Annotated in this window: 26 protein-coding genes and 1 pseudogene; 11 read left to right on the top strand and 16 right to left on the bottom strand. The window is 60.7% G+C overall.

What is annotated here, in order from left to right; translation table 11 throughout:
* Positions 1-205: 205 nt before the first annotated feature.
* Both ABEG21_RS16990 and ABEG21_RS16995 read right to left on the bottom strand, forming a co-directional pair.
* Positions 206-772: a Spy/CpxP family protein refolding chaperone gene (locus ABEG21_RS16990; RefSeq protein ID WP_347557821.1), complete on the bottom strand. Its 567-nt coding sequence runs from the start codon at positions 770-772 to the stop codon at positions 206-208.
* A gap of 97 nt (positions 773-869) precedes the next feature.
* A complete protein-coding gene (locus ABEG21_RS16995) occupies positions 870-1,211 on the bottom strand; it encodes a hypothetical protein (RefSeq protein ID WP_347557822.1) in 342 nt (113 codons plus the stop codon).
* Between the two features lie 244 nt (positions 1,212-1,455).
* Between ABEG21_RS16995 and ABEG21_RS17000 the strand changes: the two genes are divergently transcribed.
* The 4 genes from ABEG21_RS17000 (at position 1,456) to ABEG21_RS17015 (ending at position 3,720) form a co-directional block, all read left to right on the top strand.
* Positions 1,456-2,007, top strand: coding sequence for a sigma-70 family RNA polymerase sigma factor (locus ABEG21_RS17000; protein WP_347557823.1), 552 nt, complete (start codon positions 1,456-1,458; stop codon positions 2,005-2,007).
* A 13-nt stretch (positions 2,008-2,020) separates the two neighbouring features.
* A complete protein-coding gene (locus ABEG21_RS17005; RefSeq protein ID WP_347557824.1) occupies positions 2,021-2,347 on the top strand; it encodes a hypothetical protein in 327 nt (108 codons plus the stop codon).
* A gap of 92 nt (positions 2,348-2,439) precedes the next feature.
* The gene (locus tag ABEG21_RS17010; protein ID WP_347558064.1) at positions 2,440-3,159 is read left to right on the top strand and encodes a class I SAM-dependent methyltransferase; all 720 of its coding nucleotides are present in this window, start codon (positions 2,440-2,442) and stop codon (positions 3,157-3,159) included.
* An 81-nt stretch (positions 3,160-3,240) separates the two neighbouring features.
* On the top strand, positions 3,241-3,720 hold the full coding sequence (locus tag ABEG21_RS17015; RefSeq protein ID WP_347557825.1) for a CreA family protein: 480 nt from the start codon (positions 3,241-3,243) through the stop codon (positions 3,718-3,720).
* Between the two features lie 42 nt (positions 3,721-3,762).
* On the opposite strand, the gene ABEG21_RS17020 is transcribed toward ABEG21_RS17015, so the two are convergent.
* Complete coding sequence (locus ABEG21_RS17020) at positions 3,763-4,395, bottom strand: LysE family translocator (RefSeq protein WP_347557826.1); 633 nt, start codon at positions 4,393-4,395, stop codon at positions 3,763-3,765.
* Positions 4,396-4,596: 201 nt separating this feature from the next.
* Entirely contained in the window at positions 4,597-5,472 is an 876-nt protein-coding gene (locus tag ABEG21_RS17025) for a LysR family transcriptional regulator (RefSeq protein ID WP_347557827.1), read from the bottom strand.
* 97 nt (positions 5,473-5,569) lie between these two features.
* Here ABEG21_RS17025 and ABEG21_RS17030 point away from each other — a divergent pair, with 97 nt between their 5' ends.
* Positions 5,570-6,076 carry a lactoylglutathione lyase family protein gene (locus ABEG21_RS17030; RefSeq protein WP_347557828.1) on the top strand — a complete coding sequence of 169 codons (507 nt, stop codon included), beginning with the start codon at positions 5,570-5,572 and terminating at the stop codon, positions 6,074-6,076.
* A 101-nt stretch (positions 6,077-6,177) separates the two neighbouring features.
* Here the strand turns inward: ABEG21_RS17030 and ABEG21_RS17035 are convergent, their stop codons facing one another.
* Together ABEG21_RS17035 and ABEG21_RS17040 are read right to left on the bottom strand one after the other, a co-directional pair.
* On the bottom strand, positions 6,178-8,307 hold the full coding sequence (locus ABEG21_RS17035) for a phospholipase C, phosphocholine-specific (RefSeq protein ID WP_347557829.1): 2,130 nt from the start codon (positions 8,305-8,307) through the stop codon (positions 6,178-6,180).
* A 213-nt stretch (positions 8,308-8,520) separates the two neighbouring features.
* Positions 8,521-8,946, bottom strand: coding sequence for a hypothetical protein (locus ABEG21_RS17040; protein WP_347557830.1), 426 nt, complete (start codon positions 8,944-8,946; stop codon positions 8,521-8,523).
* A gap of 324 nt (positions 8,947-9,270) precedes the next feature.
* Between ABEG21_RS17040 and ABEG21_RS17045 the strand changes: the two genes are divergently transcribed.
* On the top strand, positions 9,271-10,815 hold the full coding sequence (locus ABEG21_RS17045; protein ID WP_347557831.1) for an FAD-dependent monooxygenase: 1,545 nt from the start codon (positions 9,271-9,273) through the stop codon (positions 10,813-10,815).
* A gap of 47 nt (positions 10,816-10,862) precedes the next feature.
* On the opposite strand, the pseudogene ABEG21_RS17050 reads toward ABEG21_RS17045, so the two are convergent.
* The 3 genes and pseudogenes from ABEG21_RS17050 to ABEG21_RS17060 form a co-directional block, all read right to left on the bottom strand.
* A pseudogene (locus tag ABEG21_RS17050) lies at positions 10,863-11,711 on the bottom strand (LysR substrate-binding domain-containing protein); the annotation flags it as partial.
* Positions 11,712-11,751: 40 nt separating this feature from the next.
* The gene (locus tag ABEG21_RS17055; RefSeq protein WP_347557832.1) at positions 11,752-12,375 is read right to left on the bottom strand and encodes a DUF4865 family protein; all 624 of its coding nucleotides are present in this window, start codon (positions 12,373-12,375) and stop codon (positions 11,752-11,754) included.
* Positions 12,376-12,386: 11 nt separating this feature from the next.
* A complete protein-coding gene (locus ABEG21_RS17060; RefSeq protein ID WP_347557833.1) occupies positions 12,387-12,788 on the bottom strand; it encodes a tautomerase family protein in 402 nt (133 codons plus the stop codon).
* A gap of 257 nt (positions 12,789-13,045) precedes the next feature.
* Between ABEG21_RS17060 and ABEG21_RS17065 the strand changes: the two genes are divergently transcribed.
* Positions 13,046-14,155 (top strand): saccharopine dehydrogenase NADP-binding domain-containing protein, encoded by a 1,110-nt coding sequence (locus ABEG21_RS17065; protein WP_347557834.1) that lies wholly within the window; start codon positions 13,046-13,048, stop codon positions 14,153-14,155.
* A 45-nt stretch (positions 14,156-14,200) separates the two neighbouring features.
* Here the strand turns inward: ABEG21_RS17065 and ABEG21_RS17070 are convergent, their stop codons facing one another.
* The 4 genes from ABEG21_RS17070 to ABEG21_RS17085 all read right to left on the bottom strand — a co-directional run bounded on the left by ABEG21_RS17070 (position 14,201) and on the right by ABEG21_RS17085 (position 18,300).
* Positions 14,201-15,268: a hypothetical protein gene (locus ABEG21_RS17070; protein WP_347558065.1), complete on the bottom strand. Its 1,068-nt coding sequence runs from the start codon at positions 15,266-15,268 to the stop codon at positions 14,201-14,203.
* A 26-nt stretch (positions 15,269-15,294) separates the two neighbouring features.
* On the bottom strand, positions 15,295-16,104 hold the full coding sequence (locus tag ABEG21_RS17075; RefSeq protein ID WP_347558066.1) for a DUF817 domain-containing protein: 810 nt from the start codon (positions 16,102-16,104) through the stop codon (positions 15,295-15,297).
* Positions 16,105-16,205: 101 nt separating this feature from the next.
* On the bottom strand, positions 16,206-17,507 hold the full coding sequence (locus ABEG21_RS17080; RefSeq protein WP_347557835.1) for a diguanylate cyclase: 1,302 nt from the start codon (positions 17,505-17,507) through the stop codon (positions 16,206-16,208).
* Positions 17,508-17,652: 145 nt separating this feature from the next.
* Positions 17,653-18,300 carry an HD domain-containing protein gene (locus ABEG21_RS17085; protein ID WP_347557836.1) on the bottom strand — a complete coding sequence of 216 codons (648 nt, stop codon included), beginning with the start codon at positions 18,298-18,300 and terminating at the stop codon, positions 17,653-17,655.
* 121 nt (positions 18,301-18,421) lie between these two features.
* On the opposite strand from ABEG21_RS17085, the gene ABEG21_RS17090 reads away from it, so the two are divergent.
* Positions 18,422-19,399, top strand: a complete 978-nt coding sequence (locus tag ABEG21_RS17090; protein WP_347557837.1) for a GlxA family transcriptional regulator — start codon at positions 18,422-18,424, stop codon at positions 19,397-19,399.
* Here ABEG21_RS17090 and ABEG21_RS17095 read toward each other — a convergent pair.
* Positions 19,376-20,317 carry a LysR family transcriptional regulator gene (locus ABEG21_RS17095; protein ID WP_347557838.1) on the bottom strand — a complete coding sequence of 314 codons (942 nt, stop codon included), beginning with the start codon at positions 20,315-20,317 and terminating at the stop codon, positions 19,376-19,378. The two genes, ABEG21_RS17090 and ABEG21_RS17095, sit on opposite strands and share 24 nt — an antisense overlap.
* A gap of 129 nt (positions 20,318-20,446) precedes the next feature.
* On the opposite strand from ABEG21_RS17095, the gene ABEG21_RS17100 reads away from it, so the two are divergent.
* The 3 genes from ABEG21_RS17100 (at position 20,447) to ABEG21_RS17110 (ending at position 23,333) form a co-directional block, all read left to right on the top strand.
* On the top strand, positions 20,447-21,442 hold the full coding sequence (locus tag ABEG21_RS17100) for a zinc-binding dehydrogenase (protein ID WP_347557839.1): 996 nt from the start codon (positions 20,447-20,449) through the stop codon (positions 21,440-21,442).
* A 138-nt stretch (positions 21,443-21,580) separates the two neighbouring features.
* On the top strand, positions 21,581-22,594 hold the full coding sequence (locus tag ABEG21_RS17105) for a homoserine dehydrogenase (RefSeq protein WP_347557840.1): 1,014 nt from the start codon (positions 21,581-21,583) through the stop codon (positions 22,592-22,594).
* A gap of 28 nt (positions 22,595-22,622) precedes the next feature.
* On the top strand, positions 22,623-23,333 hold the full coding sequence (locus ABEG21_RS17110) for a gamma-glutamyl-gamma-aminobutyrate hydrolase family protein (RefSeq protein WP_347557841.1): 711 nt from the start codon (positions 22,623-22,625) through the stop codon (positions 23,331-23,333).
* Positions 23,334-23,402: 69 nt separating this feature from the next.
* Here ABEG21_RS17110 and ABEG21_RS17115 read toward each other — a convergent pair whose 3' ends face one another.
* A complete protein-coding gene (locus ABEG21_RS17115; protein WP_347557842.1) occupies positions 23,403-24,344 on the bottom strand; it encodes a LysR family transcriptional regulator in 942 nt (313 codons plus the stop codon).
* Positions 24,345-24,377: 33 nt separating this feature from the next.
* Positions 24,378-25,670, bottom strand: coding sequence for a D-amino acid dehydrogenase (locus ABEG21_RS17120; protein ID WP_347557843.1), 1,293 nt, complete (start codon positions 25,668-25,670; stop codon positions 24,378-24,380).
* Positions 25,671-25,676 lie beyond the last annotated feature (6 nt).

Raw genomic sequence — 25,676 nt, forward strand, 5'->3', positions numbered from 1 at the left:
CAACAGGGCGCAAGTGTAATGCGAATCATTTGCATTTGTAAAGTAAGGTTATTGCAATGTTGGACACCGCGCGTTGGGAGACGCGGCGAGGCATAAAACGAAAAAGGGCTGACCGTTAATCTAAACGGTCAGCCCTTTGGCATGCATCGTCGAGCAGGATGGCGAATACCGGGCAGCAGGCTTTGCCGCTTCGCCTATCGACGACTTATTGGGATGCAGCCTGCGGCGCTGCGGCAGCGGATGCACCCGACGCGGCAGGCGCGGTCCGCGGACGCGCGTGCTCGCGGGCACGCATATGTGCCCGTGCTTGACGCTGCTCACCCTCTTGACGGAACAAGACGTCGGCCGTCTTTTTCTGCTCGTCGGAGAAGCTGGCGTAGAGCGCCGTGAACGCGGTAGACAGTGCCTTCGTATTGTCGGCATGCAGTTGCGTGTTCGCCGCGTATGACTGCATCGCTTCATCAGCGTTCATGGACGTAATCTTCTGATCGCGCTCCTCGTACGCCGCTTGCGTCTTCTTCGCGCCGTCACGAATGGCGCTGGCGAACGCATCCCATTGCGCGGACTGTGCGTCCGTGATCGCCAACTGGCTGTGCAACGTGTTCAAGCGCTGCGTCACGAAATCCGTGGTCTTGGCCTTCCGATGCATTGCATGCGTCTTAGGCGCCGATGCAGCCGCGGGCGCGCTCGCCGCACTCTGCGCCCACACCGATGTACTCAGGCAGCTCACGCACAACAACACCGGTGCGAGGGTTCGAAGCGTCTTCTTCATCTTGGCATCCGTGGATAAATGTGATCGATTCATACGTCCAGGGTGATGGCGTATACGATGACCCCGGCGCGCCTGGCAGCGGGCCAGGCGGCGCATCTCAATATTGCGGCGGATAGCCGCCTTGGTAATAGCCCGCGCCCGGGGGCGGTGGCGGCGGCGACTGTTGCTGCTGCGACGCACCAACAATTGCCGCACCGGCAACCAAGCCGACCAGCGCACCGACTACCAGGCCGCCATTGCCGCCACCGCCGCCACCTCTATGGCCGCGATCGTAGCCGCCATGCCGGCCACCGCCCCATCCGTGACCGCGGCCGCCACCGCCATGCGGCGGACCGCCATGCCATTGCGCATAGGCCGGGACGACCGTCCCCAAAGACGTGGCCGCAATCAGCGCGGCCGCTACGGTGCGCCGTAAAGATAATCGTAAATGCGTACCCATGTTCTCTACTCCCTTCGCTGCCGTGATATCCGGCGTAATCCCATTGGATTAGCGGTTGCTTTAGCAAGTGTACCAGCGATGTGCGAAAAAACTTTCGGGCGGTTACATGCGCTTACGCGCTTTACCGCAACGCGCCGGGATGCTTTTATGGACGCCGCGCGCCCGCGTCGACTATTTTTCACCGTTGCCACAATATTTCGGCGTCTGAATCGTCTTAGTAGGTATTGGATCAACGCACTCCCTCATGACGGACCGAAACAGCGACATCGCGGAAGCCATACAGCGCGAACGAATACGACTCGTCCAGTTCATACGGCGCCGGGTCAGCAATCCGCTGGATGCCGAAGACATCCTGCAGGACGTCTTGCACGACTTCGTTCGCGCTTACCGCTTGCCCGAGCCGATCGAGCAGGTGGGCGCCTGGCTGATGCGCGTCGCACGCAATCGCATAGTCGATCGCTTCCGTAAGAAACGCGAGGACGCGCTGCCCGAAGCACGCAACGACGACGAAGGAGAACAAGACTATCTCGATTTACGCCTGCCTTCCGCGGACGCGGGGCCCGAGGCCGCCTATGCCCGGGCGACCTTACTCAAGGTGATGCAGGAAGCCTTGGATGAATTACCGGAAAACCAACGCGAGATCTTTATCGCCCATGAATTGGAAGGCCGAAGTTTCAAGGCGCTTTCCGAGGAAACCGGCATCGGCGTGAATACGCTGCTGTCGAGCAAACGGTACGCCGTGCTCCATCTTCGACGCCGCTTGAAGACGGCCCACGACGAACTGCAAGATGAATAGGATGACAGATACGATGAAATTTCGATTTTTTGGCAAAGCCGTCTTGGCGGTTCTCTTTATCACCATTCTCGGCTGGGTCGTCAGCGGCCTGTGGAACGCGGTCATGCCTGGCTTGTTCGACGGCGTGCATCCGCTCGACTATTGGCATGCCCTGGGCTTGTTGCTGCTGTGCCGGATTCTGTTTGGCGGCTTCCGTGGCCGAGGGCGCGGGCGTGGTCCGGGCCGTGAAGGCTGGCGTCGTTGGGAAAGCATGACCCCGGAAGAACGCGAAAAGCTGCAGGCTGGTCGGATGGGTCGGTGGGGCAAGCGTTGCCGCCCGCAAGCGGATAGCGAGACCTGAGCGCCGAGACTGCCGCGCCGCGATCTCCCTTGGCGTGAACGACGTCGCGCTCGACGTTACTCACGCCGCCCGTCCCTCAATACGGAACCATGATGCCAACGCCTATCGATATGTTACTTGACCGGCTCCATACGCAAAGCAACGCCGAATCCGTGCAGCGCGCCCGAGCGCGGTTCAACGGCACCGACCACGAATTTTCCGCGATCGTGGAACACTACTTCGCCTTGTCTCCCAGCCTCCGCCAGCGCTTTTTATCGGAACACGGGGTGCTGCTGGCGGACGACACGACGTCGATGCAAGGCACGCCGATGTCCTTGGCGATCTCGGCCGAGATGGGGCGTTTCCTGCGCAATATGGTTTTGGCGCAGCGCGGCTCCCGCATTCTGGAACTCGGCAGTTCGTACGGGGTCTCGACACTTTACCTGGCCGACGCCGTTCGCTCGCTGGGCAGCGGCAAGGTCATCGCAACGGAACGCGATCCGCGAAAGTGTGCGGGCTTGCGCGAGAACCTCGATATGGCCGGACTGACCGACTATGTCGATCTTCGCGAAGGGGACATCTTCGACACGGTGCTCGATCTTCACGGCAGCTTCGACATCATCTTCATCGATGCCTGGGCGGACGCCTATCTACCGCTGTTTCAGCAAATCGAGCGTCTGCTCAGCCCCGGGACAATTGTGCTGACCGATAATATGTACAGCGCCGAAGAGACCGTCGCGGGCTACCGCGACTACCTCCATCACCATCCTCGGCTTTCGAGCTCGACGATGGACTTTGCGTCGGGCGTCGAGTTTACCGTGGTGGTCCGCTAAGCGGACGCAGCCAACACCCCGCCCCGTGCTACGCTAGCGCACGAATGATCACATCACGCGCTAGCACACTGGAAGGCCATCATGGATGCACGTTGGAGCATTATTGCAGGGATCGCCGTCTTGGCAATGACATCGGCGCAGGTCGCACGCGCCGAGGAGATTGCGAGTGTCAACACGAATTTCCATTTGACCGGCTCGGACCGGGTCTCCGTGGAAGCGTACGACGATCCCGACGTCAAAGGCGTCACGTGCTATGTGTCGCGGGCGCGCAAAGGCGGCGTCAAGGGTACGCTCGGCATCGCCGAGGATCCGACCGAAGCATCGATTGCCTGCCGTCAGGTCGGCCCGATCACGATCTCCGGACCGTTAAAGCAGAAGGACACGATCTTTTCGGATCGTCTTTCCTTTATTTTTAAAACACTGCACGTCGTCCGCATCGTCGATCAGAAGCGAAATACCTTGGTCTACCTGACGTATAGCGATCGTATCGTCAGCGGCAGCGCCAAGAACGCAGTGACTGCCGTACCGTTGCCCGAAGGCACGACGGCAACGGTGAAGTAGACAAGCGCGGACCGAAAACGGCTGCCGCAACGGCCCGCCGTTTTATCGCGTCGACGATGCCAGCAGGCTGATGCCGGCCAGTCCGAACACCCCAGCGAGTGCCCACTCCAACCCGCGCCGTGCACGCGCGTACAATCGCCTCGCATTGTCCGCCGAAAAGATCAAGGCATAGCTGCCAAACACGGCAAAGCCGATCACCACACAGCCAGGGATGACCGATGCGATAGGCGCCCCCTGGTCCGACGCCGACAGCGTGACGATCGACGTCCACACCAGCAGCGCTTTCGGATTCGTGAGATGCATCGATGCACCGCGCCCATATAGTCTAAGGACCGACTCTCCGCGATTGCCGTCTACCTGCCCTGCTTTCCCTTTTTTCAGTGCCGATCGTGCCGATTTATAGGAAAGATAGAGCAGATAAGCACCGCCTAAGAGCTTGAGCGCCACGATCATCGGCGCCCACGCGGCAAGCACCGCCGACAGACCCACGGCCGCGAGTACGGCCCAGAACATCGAGCCGGATATCACCCCCAGCGCGAACGCCATTGCCGCCTTTCGACCCCGCGTCGCGGCAATCGACATGATGGCCAGATTACTCGGGCCGGGACTCGCGGTACCGACGAAATATGCCGAGTACGCAACCAGCAGATGCGTGGAAAAGAGAGAGGTAGACATGGCGCACGGCGTTGTCGGTTTGGCGATGGCGAAAGTGCCCGTCGGGGCATTCGTATAGACAAGCCCTTGCGGCAAGGATAGGGGCGCCGGCGCTGCAGGGGAATACACAATTTCGCTGCTAGTTAAGCCAAAGCGTATTGGCGCATGGCAGCAAGGCGAGATGACGGTGCGGGCGGGATAACGCAAGAGCGCGTGCCACGCTCAGGGAAACGACTTCGACTGTCGAAGTTTTTCCAGCACCCACGCGGCCCGCGCCGATAGCGGCCATTCCGCGCGATACACTAACCACAGCGTATCGACCACGCCAGGATCGCCGTCGATGACCGTTATCGCTTCGGGTCGCGCGAACGCCTCGCGCGCATGTCGCGGGATCACCGTAAAACCCAAGCCGCGCGCAACCGGCTCCAGGATCAATGTGATCTGATTGATAAAGCCGTGACAATGCACGCTGCGGATACCCGGGTTCGCGGGGAAGCGCCGCATCAGCAACCGTGTTGCCATTGCCTGCCCATCCGGATGATCGATGAAGCCCAGCCGGTCGAGATCCTCCCACCGTGTCACCGTCGTGCCTGCCGGCACGACCAGTTCCAGCGCTTCCTCGGCAAACGACACGGCCTTGAGCCGAGGATCATCCGGTTTCATGGTGACGAAACCCAACTCGTATTGCTTTCGCAGCACGGCGTCCAAGACTTCCGAGTCGGGCGCGAATCGATGGCGGATAACGAGGCCGCGATGCGCTTCCTGTAAGGCGAGCAATGCCGCGTAAAGCGCCAGACCCACGCTGCCAGGGGAAATCACGCTGATGTCGCCGCTGTCCGCCGTCGCGTCCGAGAGGCGCACTTTCAATCGCTTATCGATCTGCTCGAGTTCCTGGCAGTAAGCGAGCAAGGCCATACCCGCCGGTGTCAGCTCGATCTGACGGGGACGGCGAATCAATAGCGGGCCGAATGCCTGCTCCAGATGCCGCATATGTTGGCTGATCGCCGCTTGTGTCAGATCCAGCTGCCGCGCCGCACGGGTGAAACCACCGGTCTCGACCAGCGCGACGAACGATCGGAGCCAATGCGGGTTCATCATAAGGAATTTTTATCAAAATAATAAGATTCCATTAGATCACACCGCGGTTGATCTGGCCTACCCTAGGCGCATACGATCCTACAATGAGGTAAGCGCCATGCTACAACCCTATCCGCGCAGTTTTTCGCATATCGGCCTATCGGTAACGGATCTCGATGCCGCCGTGAAGTTTTACACCGAAGTGATGGGTTGGTATCTGATCATGCCACCTACCACGATCACCGAGGACGACAGCGCCATCGGCGTGATGTGCACGGACGTGTTCGGCGCCAACTGGCAGTCGTTCCGCATTGCGCACCTGTCCACCGGCGATCGCGTGGGCGTGGAAATCTTCGAGTTTCGCGGTGCCGAAAAACGCGAGAACAACTTCGAGTATTGGAAGAACGGGATTTTCCACTTCTGCGTCCAGGATCCCGACGTTGAGGGCCTGGCCGCAAAGATCGTTGCCGCCGGCGGCAAACAACGGATGCCGGTACGCGAGTATTTCCCCGGCGAAAAGCCGTATCGCATGGTCTATATGGAAGACCCGTTCGGCAACATCCTGGAAATCTACAGCCACAGCTATGAGCTGACGTATGCGGCCGGTGCATATCAAGGCGGTTGATCGCCAATGCGGCTCGGCGAGCCGTTAAGGGATCGCAGGGACGATCCGGTCGTCGCGCGGCGCGCCCGCCGACGACCAGAAACACCGCGGGCGTTGTGAACCTATACGCCCAGGGCCGGGTCGCTCCAGCTGTCTCGGCCATTCTCCACGTGCCCGGCCAAGTGACGCGCGAAGCCCGACGCTTCCTCGACCGTCACGCTCAGATCGTACCAACCGTGCTGATCGCCAAGATCGATCCGTACGGTGGCCGCGTCGCCCCCGCGCACCTGCTGCGTTTGGTCTTCTTTGACGAGGGCATTGCCGCGGACCCGTCGGCGAACGATCTTGAAAGTGCACGCCGCTTCGCCCCGGTTCTCCAATTTTAGCGCGATGCCGTTGTCGTCTTCCTGCTCGTACACCTCCGGCAATACGTGGCGGTGGCCCGCATAGGCCGTCGTCGCGATCGCGGCGGTCACACCGCTAAAGCGGCGCCAGAATCCATTCGGACCGAGGACGCTGACATCGTATGCGCCCGCGGCGTTGATCGCGACATCTGCTTGCAAGCGACTTCGGGCGCCCACCGTATAGCTTGATGGCGCGGTAACGCCGTCGTGCGAATAACATTGGAACACCGCACCTTCCGCGCCCGTGTTTCGCAACTCCAGCGACATCGTGTCGGCACGCGCACCGGCACCGCGCATCTGTACCACGAAGGAATAGGGCAATGCCCGCGCGCGGCGCACGCCGTCCTCCTGCTTCGGCACGCTTTGCGCCAGCGGCACGACCGGAACATAGTCCGCGTGTCGCACTTTATCGGCTGGCACATAGGCAGCGGTGCCAGGCAGCGCCGGGCGATCGGTATTCGGCGTACGGAAATCGAACGCACTGGTGAGATCGCCCGAAATCGCGCGACGCCACGGTGAAATATTCGGCGAGTCCAGATTGCCGTTCTGACCGAAACGCGCCGCGATGAAACGTATCACCGAGGTGTGATCGAACACTTGCGAGCAGACATAGCCGCCCTTCGACCAGGGCGACACGACGAGCATCGGCACGCGCGGTCCAAGCCCGTATGGGCCTGCCGCATAGGTCGCGTTACCGGCAAACAGCTCGTTCTCCAAGGACACCGTGGACGCGCCATGTGCGCTATCGGTCGGCGGCGACGGCGCCACCATGTGGTCGAAGAAACCGTCGTTTTCGTCATAATTGATCAGCAGGACCGTTTTGCTCCAGACCTCCGGATTCGCCGTCAGTACTTGCAGCACTTGATCGATATACCAGGCACCGTAATTAGCCGGCCAATTGGGATGTTCCGAAAATGCTTCCGGTGCGACGATCCACGACACCTGCGGCAAGCTGTCGTTGGCGACGTCGCGCTTGAGAATATCGAAATAGCCGTCGCCATTGGCGGCATTCGTGCCGGTGCGCGCTTTCTCGTAAAGCGGCGTGCCCGGCTGTGCATTTTGATATTGCGTGAAGTACAACAGCGAGTTGTCGCCGTAGTTGCCGATAAACGCGTCCTGCGTCCATCCCCAACTGCCGCTCTTATCCAGGCCGATACCCCGGTCCTGATAAATCTTCCAGCTCACGCCGGCCGTTTCCAGCATTTCCGGGAACGTCGACCAGCCATAACCGACTTCACTATTGTCCAGCACGGGGCCACCGCCGACGCCGTCGTTGCCGACATAGCCGGACCACATGTAGAAACGATTCGGATCGGTCTGCGACATGATCGCGCAATGATAGGCGTCGCAGATCGTGAACGCATCGGCTAGTGCGTAGTGATAGGGAATATCACTGCGCTGCATATGCGCCATCGTCGTCGTGCCCTTGTTCGACACCCATTGATCGTAGCGCCCGCCATTCCACGCGTTATGCGTGGTCGTCCAATCGTGCGGCAAATCCTGGATGAACGTCAGCCCGAGGTCGGGCGCATCGGGACGGAACGGCAACACTTCACCCACGCCTGCCAGGCCCGGCTGATGCCAGACGCGCTTGCCGCTCGGCAAGGTGATCGCGCGGGGATCGCCATAGCCGCGCACGCCGCGCAGGGTCCCGAAGTAATGATCGAACGAGCGGTTCTCCTGCATCAGGATCACGATGTGTTCGACATCGCGCAATGTGCCGGTGCGGTTGTTCGCGGGAATGGCCAGGGCTTGTCGCAGCCCCGGCGGAAGGACGCCGAGCGCGCCGGCAACGCCGCCGGCCTGCAAGGTCATGCGAATGAAATCGCGGCGCGTAGTGCTTGTCATGGGAACGGTTCTCCAGTGCCTTGTCGGGTGTAGCTGAAGTAGCGAACGTGGAATGGGGAAGTGAACGGCGCCGGTAATGCGGCGCGCACCCATGCCGGGGTCTCTTCGCAACAATCAGCAATGGCATTGGCGCTCGAAAGCGTTCACCGTATTATTTCGGCTTATTGCAAAACCTTTCCCGCGCCCGCAGAGTATCCGCTCGATATGACCGTTTCATGTCCTCCGCGCGGTCGACGTGTTCTCGGGTCGCGTCGACCACCAGATACAGACGAGCAGCGCCACTTGAATTGGCAAACGCACTACCAAGGCCCAATAAGGAACCGTCGGATAGTGGTCGGCCTGCTGCAGCATGAAGACGTTCGCCGGCGTCACGGCCAGGGTCAGCAGAATCAATCCCCACCCGGCAAGCTGCCGCGTCGGCCGCCACAAGACGCCGAACGCACCGAGCAATTCGAACACGCCACTGATCAGCACCAGTTGGCGATGCGCCGGCAGCCAAGGCGGCACGATACGCATCTCCACATCGGTTGCCGCGAAATGGGCAATGCCGCCGATAAAGAACCATAAGAATACGAAACCCAAGCCCAGGGTCCGCCCCAGGCTCGGCTTGCGGATCGTTACCGTGTCGGTGCTGTTCATTGCTGTCCTCCCGGTGGATGTCTCGAAAAAGGCCGGATCGGCCGTTGTCTTTCGCAACGTGTACGCGAAACGCCACGGGTGTAAAGCGCTGCGACGGGCTGACGTTGCAACGATTTGACGCTACCAGTATGATCCCCCTTGTCGGAAAAGGCAGACTTGGTTTGGTAAGCCCAAGTCCTTTCGGTAACGAAAGCTCTGGTCTTTGGCCTCGTGCAAAGGACCCCCACGACGAACCGTTGACGCTGAACAAGCGTCCAATCGTTCGTCCGTGGGGTTCCTCGTGTCGAGAAACGCTCCGGTCGAACATCGACACAGGAGCCTTTCATGCCCATCCCTCATCCCACGATCCACGACGTCGTCATTGCCGGCGCCGGTCCGGTCGGCCTGTTTCTCGCTTGTGAGTTGCGCCTCGCCGGATTATCGGTACAGGTTCTGGAACAGGCGGAACACCCCCACTCGCCCTTGAAGTCGCTTCCCTTCGGCATGCGCGGACTGTCGATTCCCACGCTCGAAGCGTTCTATCGTCGCGGACTGCTGGACGACCTCCTCGCTCCGCGCGCCGCCGCTGCCGAGGCCGATAACGCTGCCCCACGCGGCGCCCACTGGATGCACCAGCAACGTCGTCCGGGCGGCCATTTCGCCGGCATTCAGTTCTTTCACGACAAGATCGAGACGCAGAACTGGCCCTACCGCCTGGCCAATCCGGCAGACACCCCGATGGCGAGCGATATGGCTTGCATCGAATCGATTTTGCTCACGCGCGCCACCATGCTGGGCGTCGCGATACGGCGCCGTGTCCTCGTCAGCGATCTCGAACAGTCCGATGACGGCGTACGCATTCGAGCCGACCAGGAGACCTTTCACGGTCGATGGCTTGTTGGCTGCGATGGCGGACGCAGTACGGTACGAAAAGCCGCCGGCTTCGCGTTCGTCGGCACCGATGCCGAGTTCACCGGCTATTCCGTATCGGTCACGCTGGACGATGCGGACACGCTCACGCCAGGTCGGCATTTCACGGCGAATGGCATGTACACGTATCAAAAGCCCGGCATCATCGCCATGGTCGATTTCGACGGCGGCGCGCATCACCGACGCAAGGACCTTTCCGTGGAACATGTTCAGGCGGTGCTCCGTCGCATCACCGATACCGATGTCACCGTGTCGGCCTTGCATCTCGCAACGACGTGGAGCGATCGCGCCTATCAGGCCGCGGCCTATCGCAAAGGGCGTGTCTTGCTGGCAGGCGATGCGGCACATATCCATTCGCCACTGGGTGGCCAGGGACTGAACCTCGGACTCGGCGACGCGATGAATATCGGATGGAAACTGGCGGCAACGGTGCGAGGCGATGCGCCCGACGGCCTGCTCGACAGCTATTTCTCGGAAAGACATCCGGTGGGCCGCCGCGTCCTCGACTGGTCGCGCGCGCAGGTCGCCGTGATGCGCCCGACGCAAAGCGCTCGCGCATTGGAGGCACTGATTCGCGATCTTATCGAGACGCGTGACGGCGCGACCTATTTCGCCGAACGCTTATGGGGCGTATCGTTGCAGTACGACCTCGACGGCAGCCACCCATTGATCGGACGCAGCGCCCCGGATTTCACCCTGGCGGATGGATCGCGGTTGGCAGGTCACCTCACGAATGGCCCGGGCGTCTTGCTCGATTTCGACGCGCGCAAGCCACTGCAAGCGCTCGCTACGAGCTGGGGCTCGCGGATTGTCTATGTTGGCGGCACGCCCGCGGACAGCTTGGGTCTCGGTGCCGTTTTGGTACGCCCCGATGGCGTCGTCGCGTGGGCGGCAGAAGGGGCATCGTTCGATCGCGCCGAACTGGTCGACGCGGTGGCGCGTTGGTTCGGCGTGCCGTAAATCAGCGCGATGTGTTCCGTGATGCTGTCCAACACGATGGACGTCAGTCGCTTCACGGCAATACTCGGCTCCGCCTCCGCGCGGTGCAGTGCCAGTGTCACGTTCGGCAACAGTGGCAGGCCTGCGGTCTCGGGATCGAGCGCGACCAGCGTATCGGGCATGCTGATCGTCGTACGCAAGGTGATCCCGAGCCCCGCCGCGCTGGCAGCCCATAGACCCGATAAACTGGGCGTCGTGAATACCAGACGCCAGGGAATGCCCGCAGCGTCCAAGGCGGCGACACCGGCAGCGCGGAACGAACATGGCATATCGAAAGCGACCAGCGGCAGCGCATCTGCCGCGGCCCTGCCCGCAAGCATCGTCGTCGCCGAATCGCGACGCGCGATCCAGGCGATGGGCAGTTCGGCGACCCGCTGTGCATGCGGCGCATCGCCGTTATCGCCCCAGACCAAGGCGATATCCAGTTCGCCCCGGATCGTTTTTTCCATCAGGGGCGCGCTACGATCCACTTGGACTTCCACCCGAACCTTCGGATGCGCGCGCGCGAACTGTCCCAAAACGGCGGGCAAAAACGTGTCGGCAAAATCTTGCGGCAGGCCGAGTCGAACCCACCCCTCCAGATCCGCGCCACGGATCGTGTCGACAGCTTCGTCGTTCAGCTCCAGCAGGCGCCGGGCATAGCTGAGCAAAGCCTCGCCCGCCGTCGTCAGAGCCAAGCCCCGTCCCGATTTCTTGACCAGCGTCTGGCCTATCTGATCCTCGAGCTTGCGCAACTGACTGCTAACCGCGGACTGCGAACGCCCGAGCCGGTCCGCCGCACGCGCAAAACTCCCTAGCTCGAAGCCGGTGACGAAAGTGCGCAGCACGTCCATGTCGAGATTGGTGCGAAGAGACATGCTGCGGTTATTCCGGTTGGTTTATCTCGAAAACACGGTTTTATCGAAGTATAGCGTCTGGCTCGCCTGGCACGTCGACCAATCGATCGCCCTTCGGCGCGGAGACGTGCAGAATCGCGTAGCTGTGTTGATCCTGGGGCAGTGCAGCTTGCGTTTGGCGCCAAAAAGAAAAACGGGCGAGCTGCCCGGTATGGAGATCCAAGCCGACAGCGCGGATCAACGGCCCGTCCGTGCTCGCCAGGGCATCCGATGCCGCCTGAATCTCGCGCGAACGCAGCACCGCTAAATCGCTTTCACGCGGCACAAACAGCGTTTCCCGTGTCACAGACGCAATCGAGGAAAAATCATCGTTCAGCATCGCGGGAGATCGCGCGAATACGAACGATGGCCAGGTATGCATCGACGGCGGCCCGAATGCGTCTTTGACAGCGCGAAAAGCCGGCCCGGTGAGGAATGGCCACATTGACTCGGTCCGCGGCCAAAGATATATCGGCGCATATTCGTTGGTCGTGGCGCCGAAGCGGCCCTTCTCACGTATGGCAAAACATTTCAGTCCCAGACCGGGGAAATGGTCGAAGGCAGCCCCTTTGTCGATGACGCGGCGACGGATAATATGCATGTCGTAGTCGGCAGGCAGGTTTATTTCGTACTGCATAATCATCATGATGCATTCTCCTACGAGGGCGAGGCGTCATTCGGCACGTAGGACGCGATGCCGTTTCCGAAAGACCAATCGTCTTTGTCATTGAGCGTCAGATAGACAAGCACGTCCTCCGGACGCACTTGGGCATCCACGGACAGGCGCTCGCAAATAATCCGATATAAAGCCTGCTTCTGCGCCGTATCGCGCCATCGCCCCGCCGTGATATGAACGACGACCAAGTCGTCCGTGCGCTCTATTCCGAGATAGTCCTTGTCGTAGATGAGCGTCTCCGCCGTGCGTTGCTCGATGATCTGGAAACGGTCTTTCAAGGGCGCTTTGAATGCCTCCACGAGCGCGTGATGGACGCCATCGGCAATCGCGCGGATCTGATCCGGCGACTTGCCCTTGAGAATCGATATACGGGTGAAAGGCATGGTCTTCTCCTCGATGCCAGGCGCGTGATCGCGCGGTACAGACACAGCATATAGCGGCGCTAGTGTTCGGAATATTGGGAAATTTCCATACGTTCATGCGATATTTCCGAACGATGGGAGACGTAGCGGCTTCCCCTTGGCGTCTCAATATTCTGTTATTTCTGTCTTGACAGAAATAACAGAATAAACAAGAATTCCCTCACTCCTGCGTTGCTATCAGCCGCAGCTCACCCCTTCGCGGTTATTGAGAGGCAATCATGAAAGTCATCGTACTCGGCGGTTATGGCAACTTCGGCGCTCGTATTTGCCGCGTGCTGGCATTGGAATCCACGATCGAACTGATCATTGCCGGCCCCGACCTTCGTCGCGCGACGGAATTTGCCGCACAACTTCCGGGGCACGCATCCGCTGTGGCGCTTCATTCGGCCGCGCCGGATTTCGCGCAGCGGCTCGATGAAGTGGGCGCGGCGTTGATGATCCATACCGCCGGGCCTTTCCAAGGTCAGTGCTACGACGTGGCGGAAGTGTGTGCCAAGGTCGGCATGCATTATGTCGATCTGGCCGACGGCCGGGGATTCGTCGAGGACTTCGCGCCGGCGCTCGATAGCGCATTTAAGGCCGCGGGACGGACCGCCATTACCGGCGCGAGCACGCTGCCGGCGGTTTCATCCACGGTGGTGGACGCACTGCAAGCACGCTTCTCGCGCCTGCAGGATATCGATATCTGCATCGCACCGGCGCAACGGGCGCCGCGCGGCGTGGCAACCTTGGCCGCCATCCTGTCTTACTGCGGCGAGCCGTTCAAGGCCTGGCACGACAATCAGTGGCAGACAGTCAGCGGCTGGGCCAAGCCCCGTCAGGTTGCGTTTGCGCACATGCCGTCCCGTCTCGCGGCAGTGTGCGACGTCCCGGACCTCGCGCTGTTCCCACAACGCTATCCCACTGCGCGCAGCGTGATGTTCCGCGGCGCGCTGGAGGTGCCTTTTACGCAACGCACTCTCGCCCTATTGGCGGCATTGCGGCAGCGCGGTTTGATACCACGCGTCAGCACGTTCACGACCTTGATGCATCGTGTGGGTTCCTTGTTCGACCGGCTCGGCACCGGTCTTGGCGGCATGTTCGTACGGGTGTCGGGACTGTCGACCGAAGGCCGGCCGCTGACGCTCGAATGGCATTTGAGCGTGGACGACAGCCACGGGCCGGAGATCTGCTGCATGCCGGCCATCCTGCTGGCACGACGACTCGCACGCGGCGAATCGTTCGCCCCCGGCGCGCTATCCTGCATGGGCTTGTTGACACTCGATGAATTCCAGGTGGAATTCGATCGCTGGGGCGTCCGTACCGAAATACTGGAACGAACCGTTTGAATCGCTGCCGTGTTTTGGCAGAGCGACGGCATTGCACGCCCGGTATCAGTCGGCCAGCGTCACCGGCGCATTGGTCTGCGCGGTACCACACTGATAACAGTGTGGAAAAAACGAAAAGTTTCGGCCACCGCATCCGCAGATATTGAAGAGACGCAGCCCACAATGCACGCAGAACGTGGCATTGTCGCCTCCCAGGCTCCATTGCTTGTCACACGAGGGGCAGGTTTTTTTCGCTAGTGAACCTACCGCCTTTTCATAGCCGATGGTGCGGGCTCGCTCCCCTTGGTCCTGCTGCAACTCCAACTGCTTGCGCTCCGCATAGCGCTGGAAGGCCTTCAACATATAAAGACCGGCAAAAATCGTCAGCGCGATACCGACGAGGACTCTGACATAGCCACCGAAATCAGGCAGATAGGGCACAAGTTCGACGAAAAACGCACTTAGCGCGAACAGGCCGAAGCCATATACGAAGGGCCAATAACGCGTCTTGCGGAAACGGAAAAACAGGCCGATGGCAATCAGCAGTATCGGCAAGGTCAACGCAAGCCGCAACGCGAAAACCTGCATCTCGTATTTACGCGTCGCTTTGTCGAGCCGTAGTTGGGTGAGCGCATCGGCGTTGGATACGTCCCGGTCCAATTGGGCCTGCGACGCCGCCAGCGGACGCTTCTGATCATTGATCGCATCGATCTGATGTTGCCACTCGACCGCCGCAGCCTGCAGTGCATCTAACTTTCGCGTCCGTGCCAGTATCTCCGGATCCTTCGTCCCGTCCCCCGTCACGGCACGCGTGGCGAGCCAATTCTGAAAACTCTCTTTCTCATCGGCATAGGTTTTCTCGGCGCGATCGTGCAAGACGCCGAGTGTCGAGCCTTTTTCATTCAGTGCATCGAGCTGAGTCTGTACCTCGCGCTGACGCGCGTCGAGCCGCGCTTGTGCCGCGGCATCGGCGAATTGCGCGGCGGTTGGCGGCCCCCCGCGCGGCGCGAAAGCCATGTCGCGGATAACCAGGCTTCCCAGCGTATTGAGAAAGCCGGCCAACACGAGTGCTATCACCCATGAGCCAAGCCGAACGAGACGACCGGGACTGGTGAGGCCGGCGCTGGTACGCATCATCGCTTGTTTCCTTTAACGTCGACTCAGGCCACGTACTTCACCGGTCGCTTGACGAGCGTGACGATCACGTAGCTCATGATCGTCAGCATAAACCACGCGCCCAGCTTGTGGATGGATACCATACTCCAACCGTCGCGCTGACTCGGATATAGCCATGCATGGCTGAACGTCCCGAGATTCTCGGAAAACCAAATGAAAAGAGCGATCAGGACGAAGGACAGCAACATCGGCATCCGATGGAAGGTGCGGCCGATACGGAAGTAGACCATACACCGCCGGAAGGCAAACGCCGTCCATAGCATCAATACGTATCGACAATCGATCCAGTAGTGGTGCAAGAAGAAATTGGCGTAGATGCCTAGCGTCAGCGCCCCCGTCTGGCGCAGTCCGGGATGTCCGGTAAAACGAAGATCGAAAGCGCGACACGCGCGGGCGATATAGCTACCCACAGAGGCATACATAAAACCGCTGAAGAGCGGTACCCCGCCGATATGCAGATAACTCGCTTCCGGGTAGACCCATGATCCAACCGCCGTCTTGAACACTTCCATTGCCGTACCGGCAACGTGAAACAGCAGGATCACCGCGACCTCGTCCCAGGTTTCCAAACCGAGGCGCAACATCATGCATTGAATCGCGATCGCGAGGAGCGTCAGAAAGTCGTAGCGCGGCAGCACCGCATCCGCAGGATAAAACCAATGCGTCAGCAGCAACGCCAACAGCATCAAGCCGCCAAACAAGCTGACCCATGCCTGTTTGACGCCGAATAAAATAAAGGCGCGCACGCCGCGGGAAAATCCAGTGTCACCGGAGCGATTGCCCAGCACCCGCATTTCGATTCGGTGCATCCACTCGCCCCACCGTGAGGCCCGTATTTCGATCTGCATCGGTCTTATCGTTTTCTTTATTTTTAAGATTGCCGGCGTCGACCGATCTAACCCAGTTCGACGCGGTTTCGCCCGGACGCTTTTGCCCGGTAAAGGGCAATGTCGGCGCGCTTCATAAATGCCTCGACATCGCGCTCGCCTTCGGCGCAGGTCACGACGCCGATACTGACGGTGAACGGAATGGGCGCGCCAGGCCAATCGTGCTGGAAGGCCTGCTGTTCGAAACGCAGACGCAAAGCATCGGCAATCTGCAGGGCATGCGTGGCGTCGGTACCCGGCAGCGCCGCCACAAATTCCTCGCCGCCCCAGCGGGCGAATAAATGCGGCTGAGGCGTCATCGACTCGCCGACCTTCGCCAGCGCCCGAAGCACCTCGTCGCCGGCATCATGGCCATGACTATCGTTGATGTCCTTGAAGAGATCGATGTCCAGAATGAACACCGATAGCGGCTCGCCGCTCCCCAGCGCTTTTTGTGCAAACTCCAGGAAGCCGCGCCGATTCGGCAGCCCTGTCAACGCATCGGTCGAAGCTTGCGTCTTCAGCAACGTCATCAGCCGCGCACGATCGGTAATATCGCGCACGACCGCCATGAATTCGATGGCGCCATTCAACTCGATTTTCGAGACGGCGATCTCCACCGGGATGATCGATCCGTCGCGATGCTGGCCGAAGACACTATTCGTGTCGTCCATCTTGGGGGGCGTTGCCTGACGAACGCTAGGCTGGTAGGTATCCGCGAATTGCTGGACCTTTCTGCGATGGTCGGCCCGAAACTTCTCCGGCAGCAAGGTGACGATCGGCTTTCCCAATACTTCCGCCGCGGTATAACCGAAAAGATTTTCCGCCGCCCGATTGAATAGCGTGATGTTATGTTGCTCGTTCATCGTCACGATCGCGTCATACGCCAGATCGACCAACGCACGATACCGCGAGGTGTTCGCATCCGGCGCCGCCGCGGTTTCGCGCTTTACGCGAACGTCGATACCGGTGAGCAACAGTGCGTGCATCGCGCGCGCGCCTTCGGCAGCCTGACGGATCCGCTTGATCGAAAAGCGCCATGCCGCGCTGCCATGGCGAAAGTCGACCATCGGCTGTGGCGCATCGGCCTCACGATCCATGAAGGAGGCGATGAGTCCGTCGCGGAACGCGCCGTACTCCGCCCCCGGAAATAGGGTGTCGAACGCCACGGGGAACGTGGGTTCGGCCTTGCCTGTAGCATCGGAAAGCCGACGAAAGGGATCGTTGCACGCAGTGATGACAAGCGCGCCACCCGCGTCACGCCCAATCAGGGCAACGCATGGCTCGAGGTCGTCCGCGGGAAGAATCGGCGGCTTGGACCGATCTGACATATCGTCACCTTACAAATACCTTATTTCATTTTAAAGATTATATGGCAGGTTCAATTCTCGCATAAGCCCGATGCGACAATTTAATAAATGATCCTCCGAAATTCGCCCTATCTTCTTTACAAATGCGGTAATGCGCGGCCGTCGATTACGCGTTCGCCGGCCATGCGGACTGGCGAATCACGCTGCAGAAGTTTCCGGGGCAAAAATGCGGGTCTTTGTCGGCGATCACGTCGGCTTTCACGTTACCGAACGTCGTTTCCGGTTTGTGTTTGATCCCATCGTAGAAGGCCTGAATGATGTCTTCCTTGAAATTACCGCCGCGCGGGTGCGCTTTCACCACGGCGTCTCTGTCGGCGGCACTGTATTCCTGGTAGGTCAGACCGAGCACATCCATTTCGACGCCAGCCGTGACCAAGGCGATCACCGGATCCATGTGTTGCGGAATGCCCGGCGTCGTATGCAAGGCGATGGACGTCCAAACAAGATCGATTTCCCGTTGCCCAATGCCGCGACTTTCGAGAAAGTCTCGCGCCGCATTCGCCCCATCGACTTCGAATCGCTCGCAAGCACTGCTGTGTTGATGCGTCAGGCCCATGTCATGAAACATGCATCCGCAGTAAAGCAGTTCGCGGTCGACTTTAAGCCCACGCTGCTTGCCTGCCAATGCGCCGAAATAGAAGACGCGGCTGGAATGGTGGAACAGCAGCGGGGAAGCGGTGTCGCGTACGAACGCCGTCACATCGCGGGCGAGCTGGCTGTCGGGAATCGAAATACCGTCAACGTTCAACGTCATGATCACTCTCCTTGGGAAGGACTCCATTGTGTAGAATGCGGGATATGGCATCAATTGATGTAACACGTCGATTTCAGCCATTTCACGGTAAATTCCGACACGCAGGCAAAACCATCTGACCATGGCCAAAACCGTTGCAATTCTCGCCCTCCCTGGAGTGCAATTGCTGGATGTCTCCGGCCCGCTCGATGTTTTCGCGCAAGCGAACGTGGAAGCGGGGAAATTGTTCTACGCGCTACGGATCGTGGCCTGCGAATCCGGCCCCATCCATAGCGCATCCGGCGCACGTCTGCTGTCGGACTGGGTAGTTGGCGACGAACACGAACGGATCGATACTTTTCTGGTCGCCGGCGCACCGAACGCCATGCACATCGCGCTGGCCGCCCGCGTATTGGACTGGGTCCGCACGGCAGCCGCACAAAGCCGACGGTTCGGCTCCGTGTGCACCGGCGCATTTGTCCTGGCTGCCAGCGGCTTATTGAAAGGGCGGAATATCACCACGCATTGGGCCGCGGTGGAAGCCATGAACCGCCTCTATCCCGAGGTGCACATCGACGAAGACGCACTGTATGTCCGGGATGGCAAACTTCGTACCGCCGCGGGCGTCACCGCCGGGTTGGATCTCGCATTGGCACTCGTCGAAGAGGATTTGGGACGCGACATCGCCAGGAGCGTGGCCGCCCAACTGGTCATGTACTTCAAGCGGCCCGGCGGCCAATTGCAGTTCAGCCGCAAAGGCGATGCGGAAACGGTGGGACGCTCGGCCTTACAGGAAGTGCAACGCTGGGTGGCCGCGCATCCCGAAATGGACCATACCGTGTCGAATCTGGCACGGCATGCGGGCCTGAGCGCGCGACACTTTGCCCGCTTATTTCACGCCGAGGTCGGCATGACGCCGGCGGCATGGGTCGAGACAACGCGGGTCGCGGCGGCACGCACGCTGTTGGAAGGCGGCCTCGATTCGCCGAAGCAAGTCGCGGCGAAATGCGGATTTGCCAATGCCGACACGTTACGGCGGACGTTCGCCAAACATATGCGCGTGACGCCGGCCGATTATCGGAAACGCCATGCGCATCTAGGGCTTCGCGCCGATGCCTGACGGGGATCCGATCTGGCGCCCTGCGGTCGACCTCTCGCCTGCGTAGTGGGAAACGAGATAGTCGACGAAAACGCGCACGCGCATCGGCATGCGACGGCCGCTCGGAAAAACGAGATGAATCGGCAAACGCTCCGGCTGCAACGTCGGGAGTAATATCCGAACCTGTCCGGTACGGATTTCATCGCGCATCAACCACAACGGCACTTGTGCGATGCCCAGGCCACACAGCACGGCGGCGCGGATATGCTCCGCATCGCTGGTCACGAGCGCGCCATGCGGCAAATAGGAGACCACCTCCTTACCCACCTTCAATCGCCACGGATACCGTTCTCGTCCTTTCGCGAACACCACGCAGCGATGATGATCGAGATCCGATAAGCGACGTGGCGCGTCGTTTTCTTCGAGATAGGCAACGCTTGCGACCAGGATGAAGTCCGTCTCGCCAAGTTGTCTGGCGGTCATCGACGAGTCGACGAGCCGTCCGTGGCGCACCGCCAAATCGAGGCCATCGCCCACCAGATCGACACTTCGCTCGGATACCGACAGGTCGATCGCGACGTCGGGATACTGCCGAAAGAATCCGGGCAACAAAGGCGTGATGCACAGCCGCCCGTGCGCAGGCGCGGTACTGATCCGGACGATGCCACGCGGCGAATGCTGCCGCTCTCCCACCAAAGACTCAAGCGCGTCGGCATCGTCGACGAGTTGTTTCGCCGCGTCGTAGAAGGTCTGGCCCGCCTCGGTGATGGCGATACGACGCGAGGTACGGAGTACGAGCTGCGCGCCAAGATGCCGTTCCAACGCACTGATCTGCTTGCTAACCGCGGGCTGGCCAATGCCCTCCTCTCGCCCCACCGCGGAGAAACTGCCGCACTCGACCAATCTTACAAACAAGCGAATCGCATCCAATCGGTCCATGGTGCCTTTATCGAAGTATTCCAGACTGGAATGAATGGTATGTCCCGACGCGCGTTTCGGCAATGGCTCGAACGGATTACGTTACGCCCTACGCGAACGACATCGCCGCAAAAACAAAGGAGCATTCTGATGAAAGCGCTATGCGTGACACCCAGCCGTACCCTTGCCGTCCGTGAGATTCCAACACCCGATACGCCGGCGCCGGGACAGGTTCTGATCGAGATGGTCGCGTCCGCGATCAATCACGGCGACAGAACGTTCCTGACGCTGCCGACCGCCGCGGGGAACCCGCTAGCCATGGGTCGTCACGATGTGTGGGGCGCGTCGGGGGCCGGCCGCGTGCTGGCCATCGGCGCGGGCGTTCCAGATGCTTATCTCGGAAAACAGGTCGCCGCGTATCGGTCGCTCCATCGGACGCCGGATAGCGTCGGCCTGTGGTGCGAGCGCGCGGCGATGCCCTACGCGGCCTGCCTGATCCTGCCCGACTCCGTGCGCGCGATCGATTATTGCGGGTCTCTCGTCAATGTCATGACGGCGTACGCTTTTCTCGACGACATCGTCGAAGCCGGGCATAAAGGCATCATCGTCACCGCGGGAAGTTCCGCGACCGGCTTGGCGCTGGCCGCGCTGGCACGTCTCAGAAACATTCCGACGGTCTGTCTGGTGCGCTCGGACAGCGCGCGCGATGCGCTGCTACGGCTTGGCGTGGAGCATGTGCTCGTGACCCGAGACAGCGATCTCGAAAAACTGCCCGCCCTGGCCGCCCGGCTCGAGGCAACGGCCGTATTCGACGGCATAGGCGGTGAATTGCTCGGACGCATCGCACCGGCGTTACCGATGAACGCGACGATCTACTGCTATGGCTTTCTCGGCGGTCCCAGTGGTATCGCAATTCCATCCGTTCTTTTCATGATGAAGAACCTGACGATTCGACGCTTCAGCAATTTCGAGAGCCGAACGGTCAAAGCGCCCACGCGCCTGATTGCCGCGCTCCACGCGCTGGAGGAGGTGATCGCGGACCCGATATTCCGCACGAAGATCGGCGAGACATTTCGCTACGATCAGATCGAACAAGCGATGGCCTACGAAGAACGCGAGGTCAAAAAAGCGATCCTGGTTGCGTGACGTGACTTGATTTTCGAATCGATAAAATTTGAGGTCATGTCTAAATAATATCGTTTTTCATCGAAAATAATTGTGATTAAGATAGCACCATGGCATCAGGAAGGGCCTCCGGCGTAACCGCTATCTTGTGAGCAAACGATGAAACGATGGAATGTGGCGATCACGGGCTTCGGCGCGATTGGAAAGTCGGTCGCGGCGCTGCTCGATCAGCGCCGCGCACACTATCAAGCGCGCTATGGCGCCGACGTGCGATTGGTCGGCGTCTGCGGGTCCCGCGCCGGGTGTTTCGCGCCGTCGGGACTTGTCGCGTGGTCCGAAGCGCAACCTTGGGCAAGTCAAGACGGGCTTACCGGGCCGGCGTTTCTCGACACCGTGCAACCGGATGTGCTGATCGAATCGGGGCCGACCGATTATCTGACAGGCGGAGCCGGCGAACGCTACATCCGTCAAGCGCTGACGAGCGGCATCGACGTCATCGCCATCTCGAAAGGGGCATTGGTACGCGACTATCGTGGCCTGCGTCAACTTGCCGAAACGCACGGCGCACGTCTCAAAATAAGCGGCGCGACCTCCGCCGCTTTGCCGACGATCGATTTGCTGCAATACAACCTCACCGGCTGCACCGTGGAGCGCGTGGAAGGCATCGTCACGGAAACGACGAACTTCATCTTAAGCCGGATGATGGACGGCGAACGTTTCGAAGACGCATTGGCCAGCGCCCAGCAGCATGGCATCGCGGAGCCTGATCCGCGCTTCGATATCGAAGGCTGGGACAGCGCCATCAAGATCACGATCCTCGCCAATGCGGCGTTCGACGCCGACGTCCGGCTGGAATCGGTTGTCCGCGAAGGGATTGCCGCCGTCACGCCGGCCCAGATCGCCGACTGGCGCGCGCGCGGCCTCGTGCCGAAGCTGGTCGCGTGTATCGATCGGATGGGCGATCACTATCACGCCTCGGTTCGACTGAAGACGTATGACAGTCAGGATCCTTTCTCGCAAGTGCGTGCGGGAATGAAAGCGATTCGAGTACACACCGACGCGATGGGCGAGACGCTCGTCATCTCGAAAAACGGGCCGACGGGAACCGCCGCCGCGGCCTTGAAGGATCTCGAACACCTGCTCATGCAGGACCAGCGCACCGACGCATGCTGAGCCGTCACGCTGAAACCAAGGAAACACCATGAAAGTACATGTGCTGCAACACGTTCCGTTCGAAGGCTTGGGGAATATGGCGGACTGGCTCGAAGCACGCAACGCGACCGTGAGCTGGAGCCGCTTGCACGCCATGCCGGCGCTGCCCGCCCGCGCGGATTTCGATTTGATAATCGCGCTCGGCGGTCCGATGAGCGTCAACGACGAGGCGATATATCCCTGGTTAAGCGCAGAAAAGCGCTTTATTGCCGACGCGATCGCGCAGGGCACACCGGTACTCGGGATTTGTCTCGGCGCGCAGTTGATTGCGGCCGCGACCGGCGCACGCGTCTATGTCGGTCCGGAAAAGGAAATCGGATGGCACCCGTTACGCGGCGTGCCGGCATCGTCGGACCGCGCCGATACTGCACCGGCCGCTACGCGCTTCGTCTTTCCCGCATCCAGTACCGTCTTCCATTGGCACGGCGAGACCTTCGATCTGCCGGAAGGCGCGCATCGATTGGCGGAGACCTCGATTTATCCGCATCAAGCATTTCAGCTGGGCGAGCGCACCATCGGATTGCAATTCCATCTCGAAACCACGCCCGCGAGCGTGGCAGCAATGTTGACGCATTGTGCCGATGATCTGGTCGATCAGCGCTTCGTCCAGACGCCGGCGCAAATGCGGGCAGCGACCGATGCCGACTATGGCGAAATCGCCAAGCAGATGCACGCGATTTTGGACTACTTGTGCGCGTGAACGGGCGCCTTCCGTTCTACGCTCGGGCCAAGCCCGATCATCCCAAAATCGTATGAAGGTGTCTGATGCTCACGGCGCGCAGCGGGCATCGATTTGCGCTTGCAACTGCTTTACCCAAATGTCCCGCACATGGCTGCCTGCATGACTGGCCGCCGTCAACGCGCAGACACCCACCGACAAAGGCGGCACGATCGCGCGCAATGGCGCATCGGGACGCCCCGCCTGCGCGGTGAACTCGTCGACGATCGTGTAGCCCACGCCCGCGTCAGCGAGGGCACGCGCCAGATAATAAGTACGCACGGCAATTTTCGACGGCGTCGCCACCGCGTCCAGGCTTTCGAATGCATCGACGATGCGCGCCCCAAGCGGGTCCTCCGTATCCAATCCGATGCAGGTCGCCGGGTCGAGCGCCGCCAGCGCGACCGACGACACCGCCGACTCTTCGCGCAAGGCCTCATCCGTTTCGACTGGCGGCCCGACATAGACCGCCCGCGCCCGACCGAGCGCGGTGATGTCGATGCCCGGCATCGGCGGCGGATCGAAGGCGATGCCGATATCGATTTCCTGCGCGAGCAGCAAGGTGCAGAGTGTCTCGGTATTGTCCGTGCGGATCGTGAGCGACACGTCGGGACAACTGCGCACGAAGCGCGCTACCGCTTGCGGCACGAGGCTCAGGCCAAGGCTCGGAATGCAGCCGATGCGCAGCAGGCCGCCGGGATGCGTGGTCAGGTTACGCGCCAAACGCCGGACGTTCTCCAGACTCGTATGGAGATGCTTCGTTTCGACGAAAAGCAGCTCGGCTTCACGGGTGGGTTTCAAGCCGCCGGGCAGACGTTTGAAGAGCAGCATGCCGAGGCTGCCCTCGGCCTGTCCCAGCATCTTGCTGGCGGCGGGTTGCGAGATGTTCAACAGCTCGGCCGCACTGGAGAGAGAACCCGCCTGCATCACGGCATGAAAGACTTCGATATGGCGTAGACGCATCGTCGGCAACAGCCAATGGCAATGAGGCAAGGCGCACGCCGTGCCGAGGGTGTAGGAATGCCCTCAGCTTACCGTATTTTGCGTTTGCCTCGCGCCGGCTGACGCCATGCCGCGCCACGCAAACGGTTCCACATCGATCGCCGGATTGCGCCCGACGATCTGGTCCGCGACGATTTTGGCGCTCGCGCAGGCAAAGGTAAATCCGAGTGCCCCCTGCCCCACGTTCAGCCACAAATTGGCATAGCGGGTGGCGCCCAACAAGGGCCGCCCATGCGGCGTGGCCGGGCGATAACCGGTCCATTCCCGCACCCGCGTGTAATCGCCCGCATCCGGCAAGGTGGCGATTGCCTGTTGCTTCAGCAACGCGATCCGACGCGCATCGGCTGCCGGATCGTTCCGCGAAAAATCCACCATGCCGGCGATACGCAGATCGCTTCCAAGACGGGCGTAGACGATCTTGTGATGGAGGTCGGTGACACTGTACTCTGGCGCATTATGTCGGCTATCGATCGGCACCGTCAGGCTATAGCCCTTTAGCGGATAGACCGGCAGCGACAAGCCCACGCGCCGCAGCAGGCCGGCGCTTTCGGCACCCATCGCGCACACAAACGCATCGGCCTGCAGCGGGCCCTCGGAGGTCTCCACCGACGTGACCCTGCCGCGCTCGGTATTCACGCCCTCGATCTTGCAGCCCATCAGCAGGCGGACGTCGGACCGCTGACGCAGCACGGTCGCGAGCGATTCCGTGAACCGCTGACAATCGCCGGCATCCTCGGTCGGCGTATAGATGCCCCCCGCCAGCACGGACTGCAATCGCGCCAACGCCGGCTCGTGCCGCACGCACTCCGCCGCATCCCATGCTTCCTGCGTGGTGCCATGCGCTTTTTGGAAGGCCATCTGCTTGCGCGCCGCCGCGAATGCGTCGGCGTCGCGATACAGCACCAGCTTGCCGCTATGTCGAAAATCAAATGCCAGGTTCTCGCGCTCCTGCAGCGTCGCCATCAAGGATTGGCTGTAGGCGCCCAGCTGCAATAAGGAAACCGTCGTCTGTTCGCTGTGCGCGGTCGTGCAATGCCGCAGAAACGACGCGCTCCACTCCAGCAGTGCCCGATCTATTTTGGGACGGAACAAGAGCGGCGCCCGCCGACTGGCCAGCCAGGCCGGCAGATAGCGCCAGACCGAAGGCGAGGCAAGCGGCGCGACATAGCTATAGCTGAGTTGCCCGCCATTGGCGAAGCTGGTGCCGTGCGCCACTTCCGGCCGCGCATCGACCACGGTCACGCGATGACCATCACGCGCCAAGAAATAGGCGGTCGTGATGCCGATGACGCCACCACCCAGTACGCATACATGCATGATCTA

This window comes from Robbsia sp. KACC 23696 (assembly GCF_039852015.1).
Lineage (GTDB): Bacteria > Pseudomonadota > Gammaproteobacteria > Burkholderiales > Burkholderiaceae > Robbsia.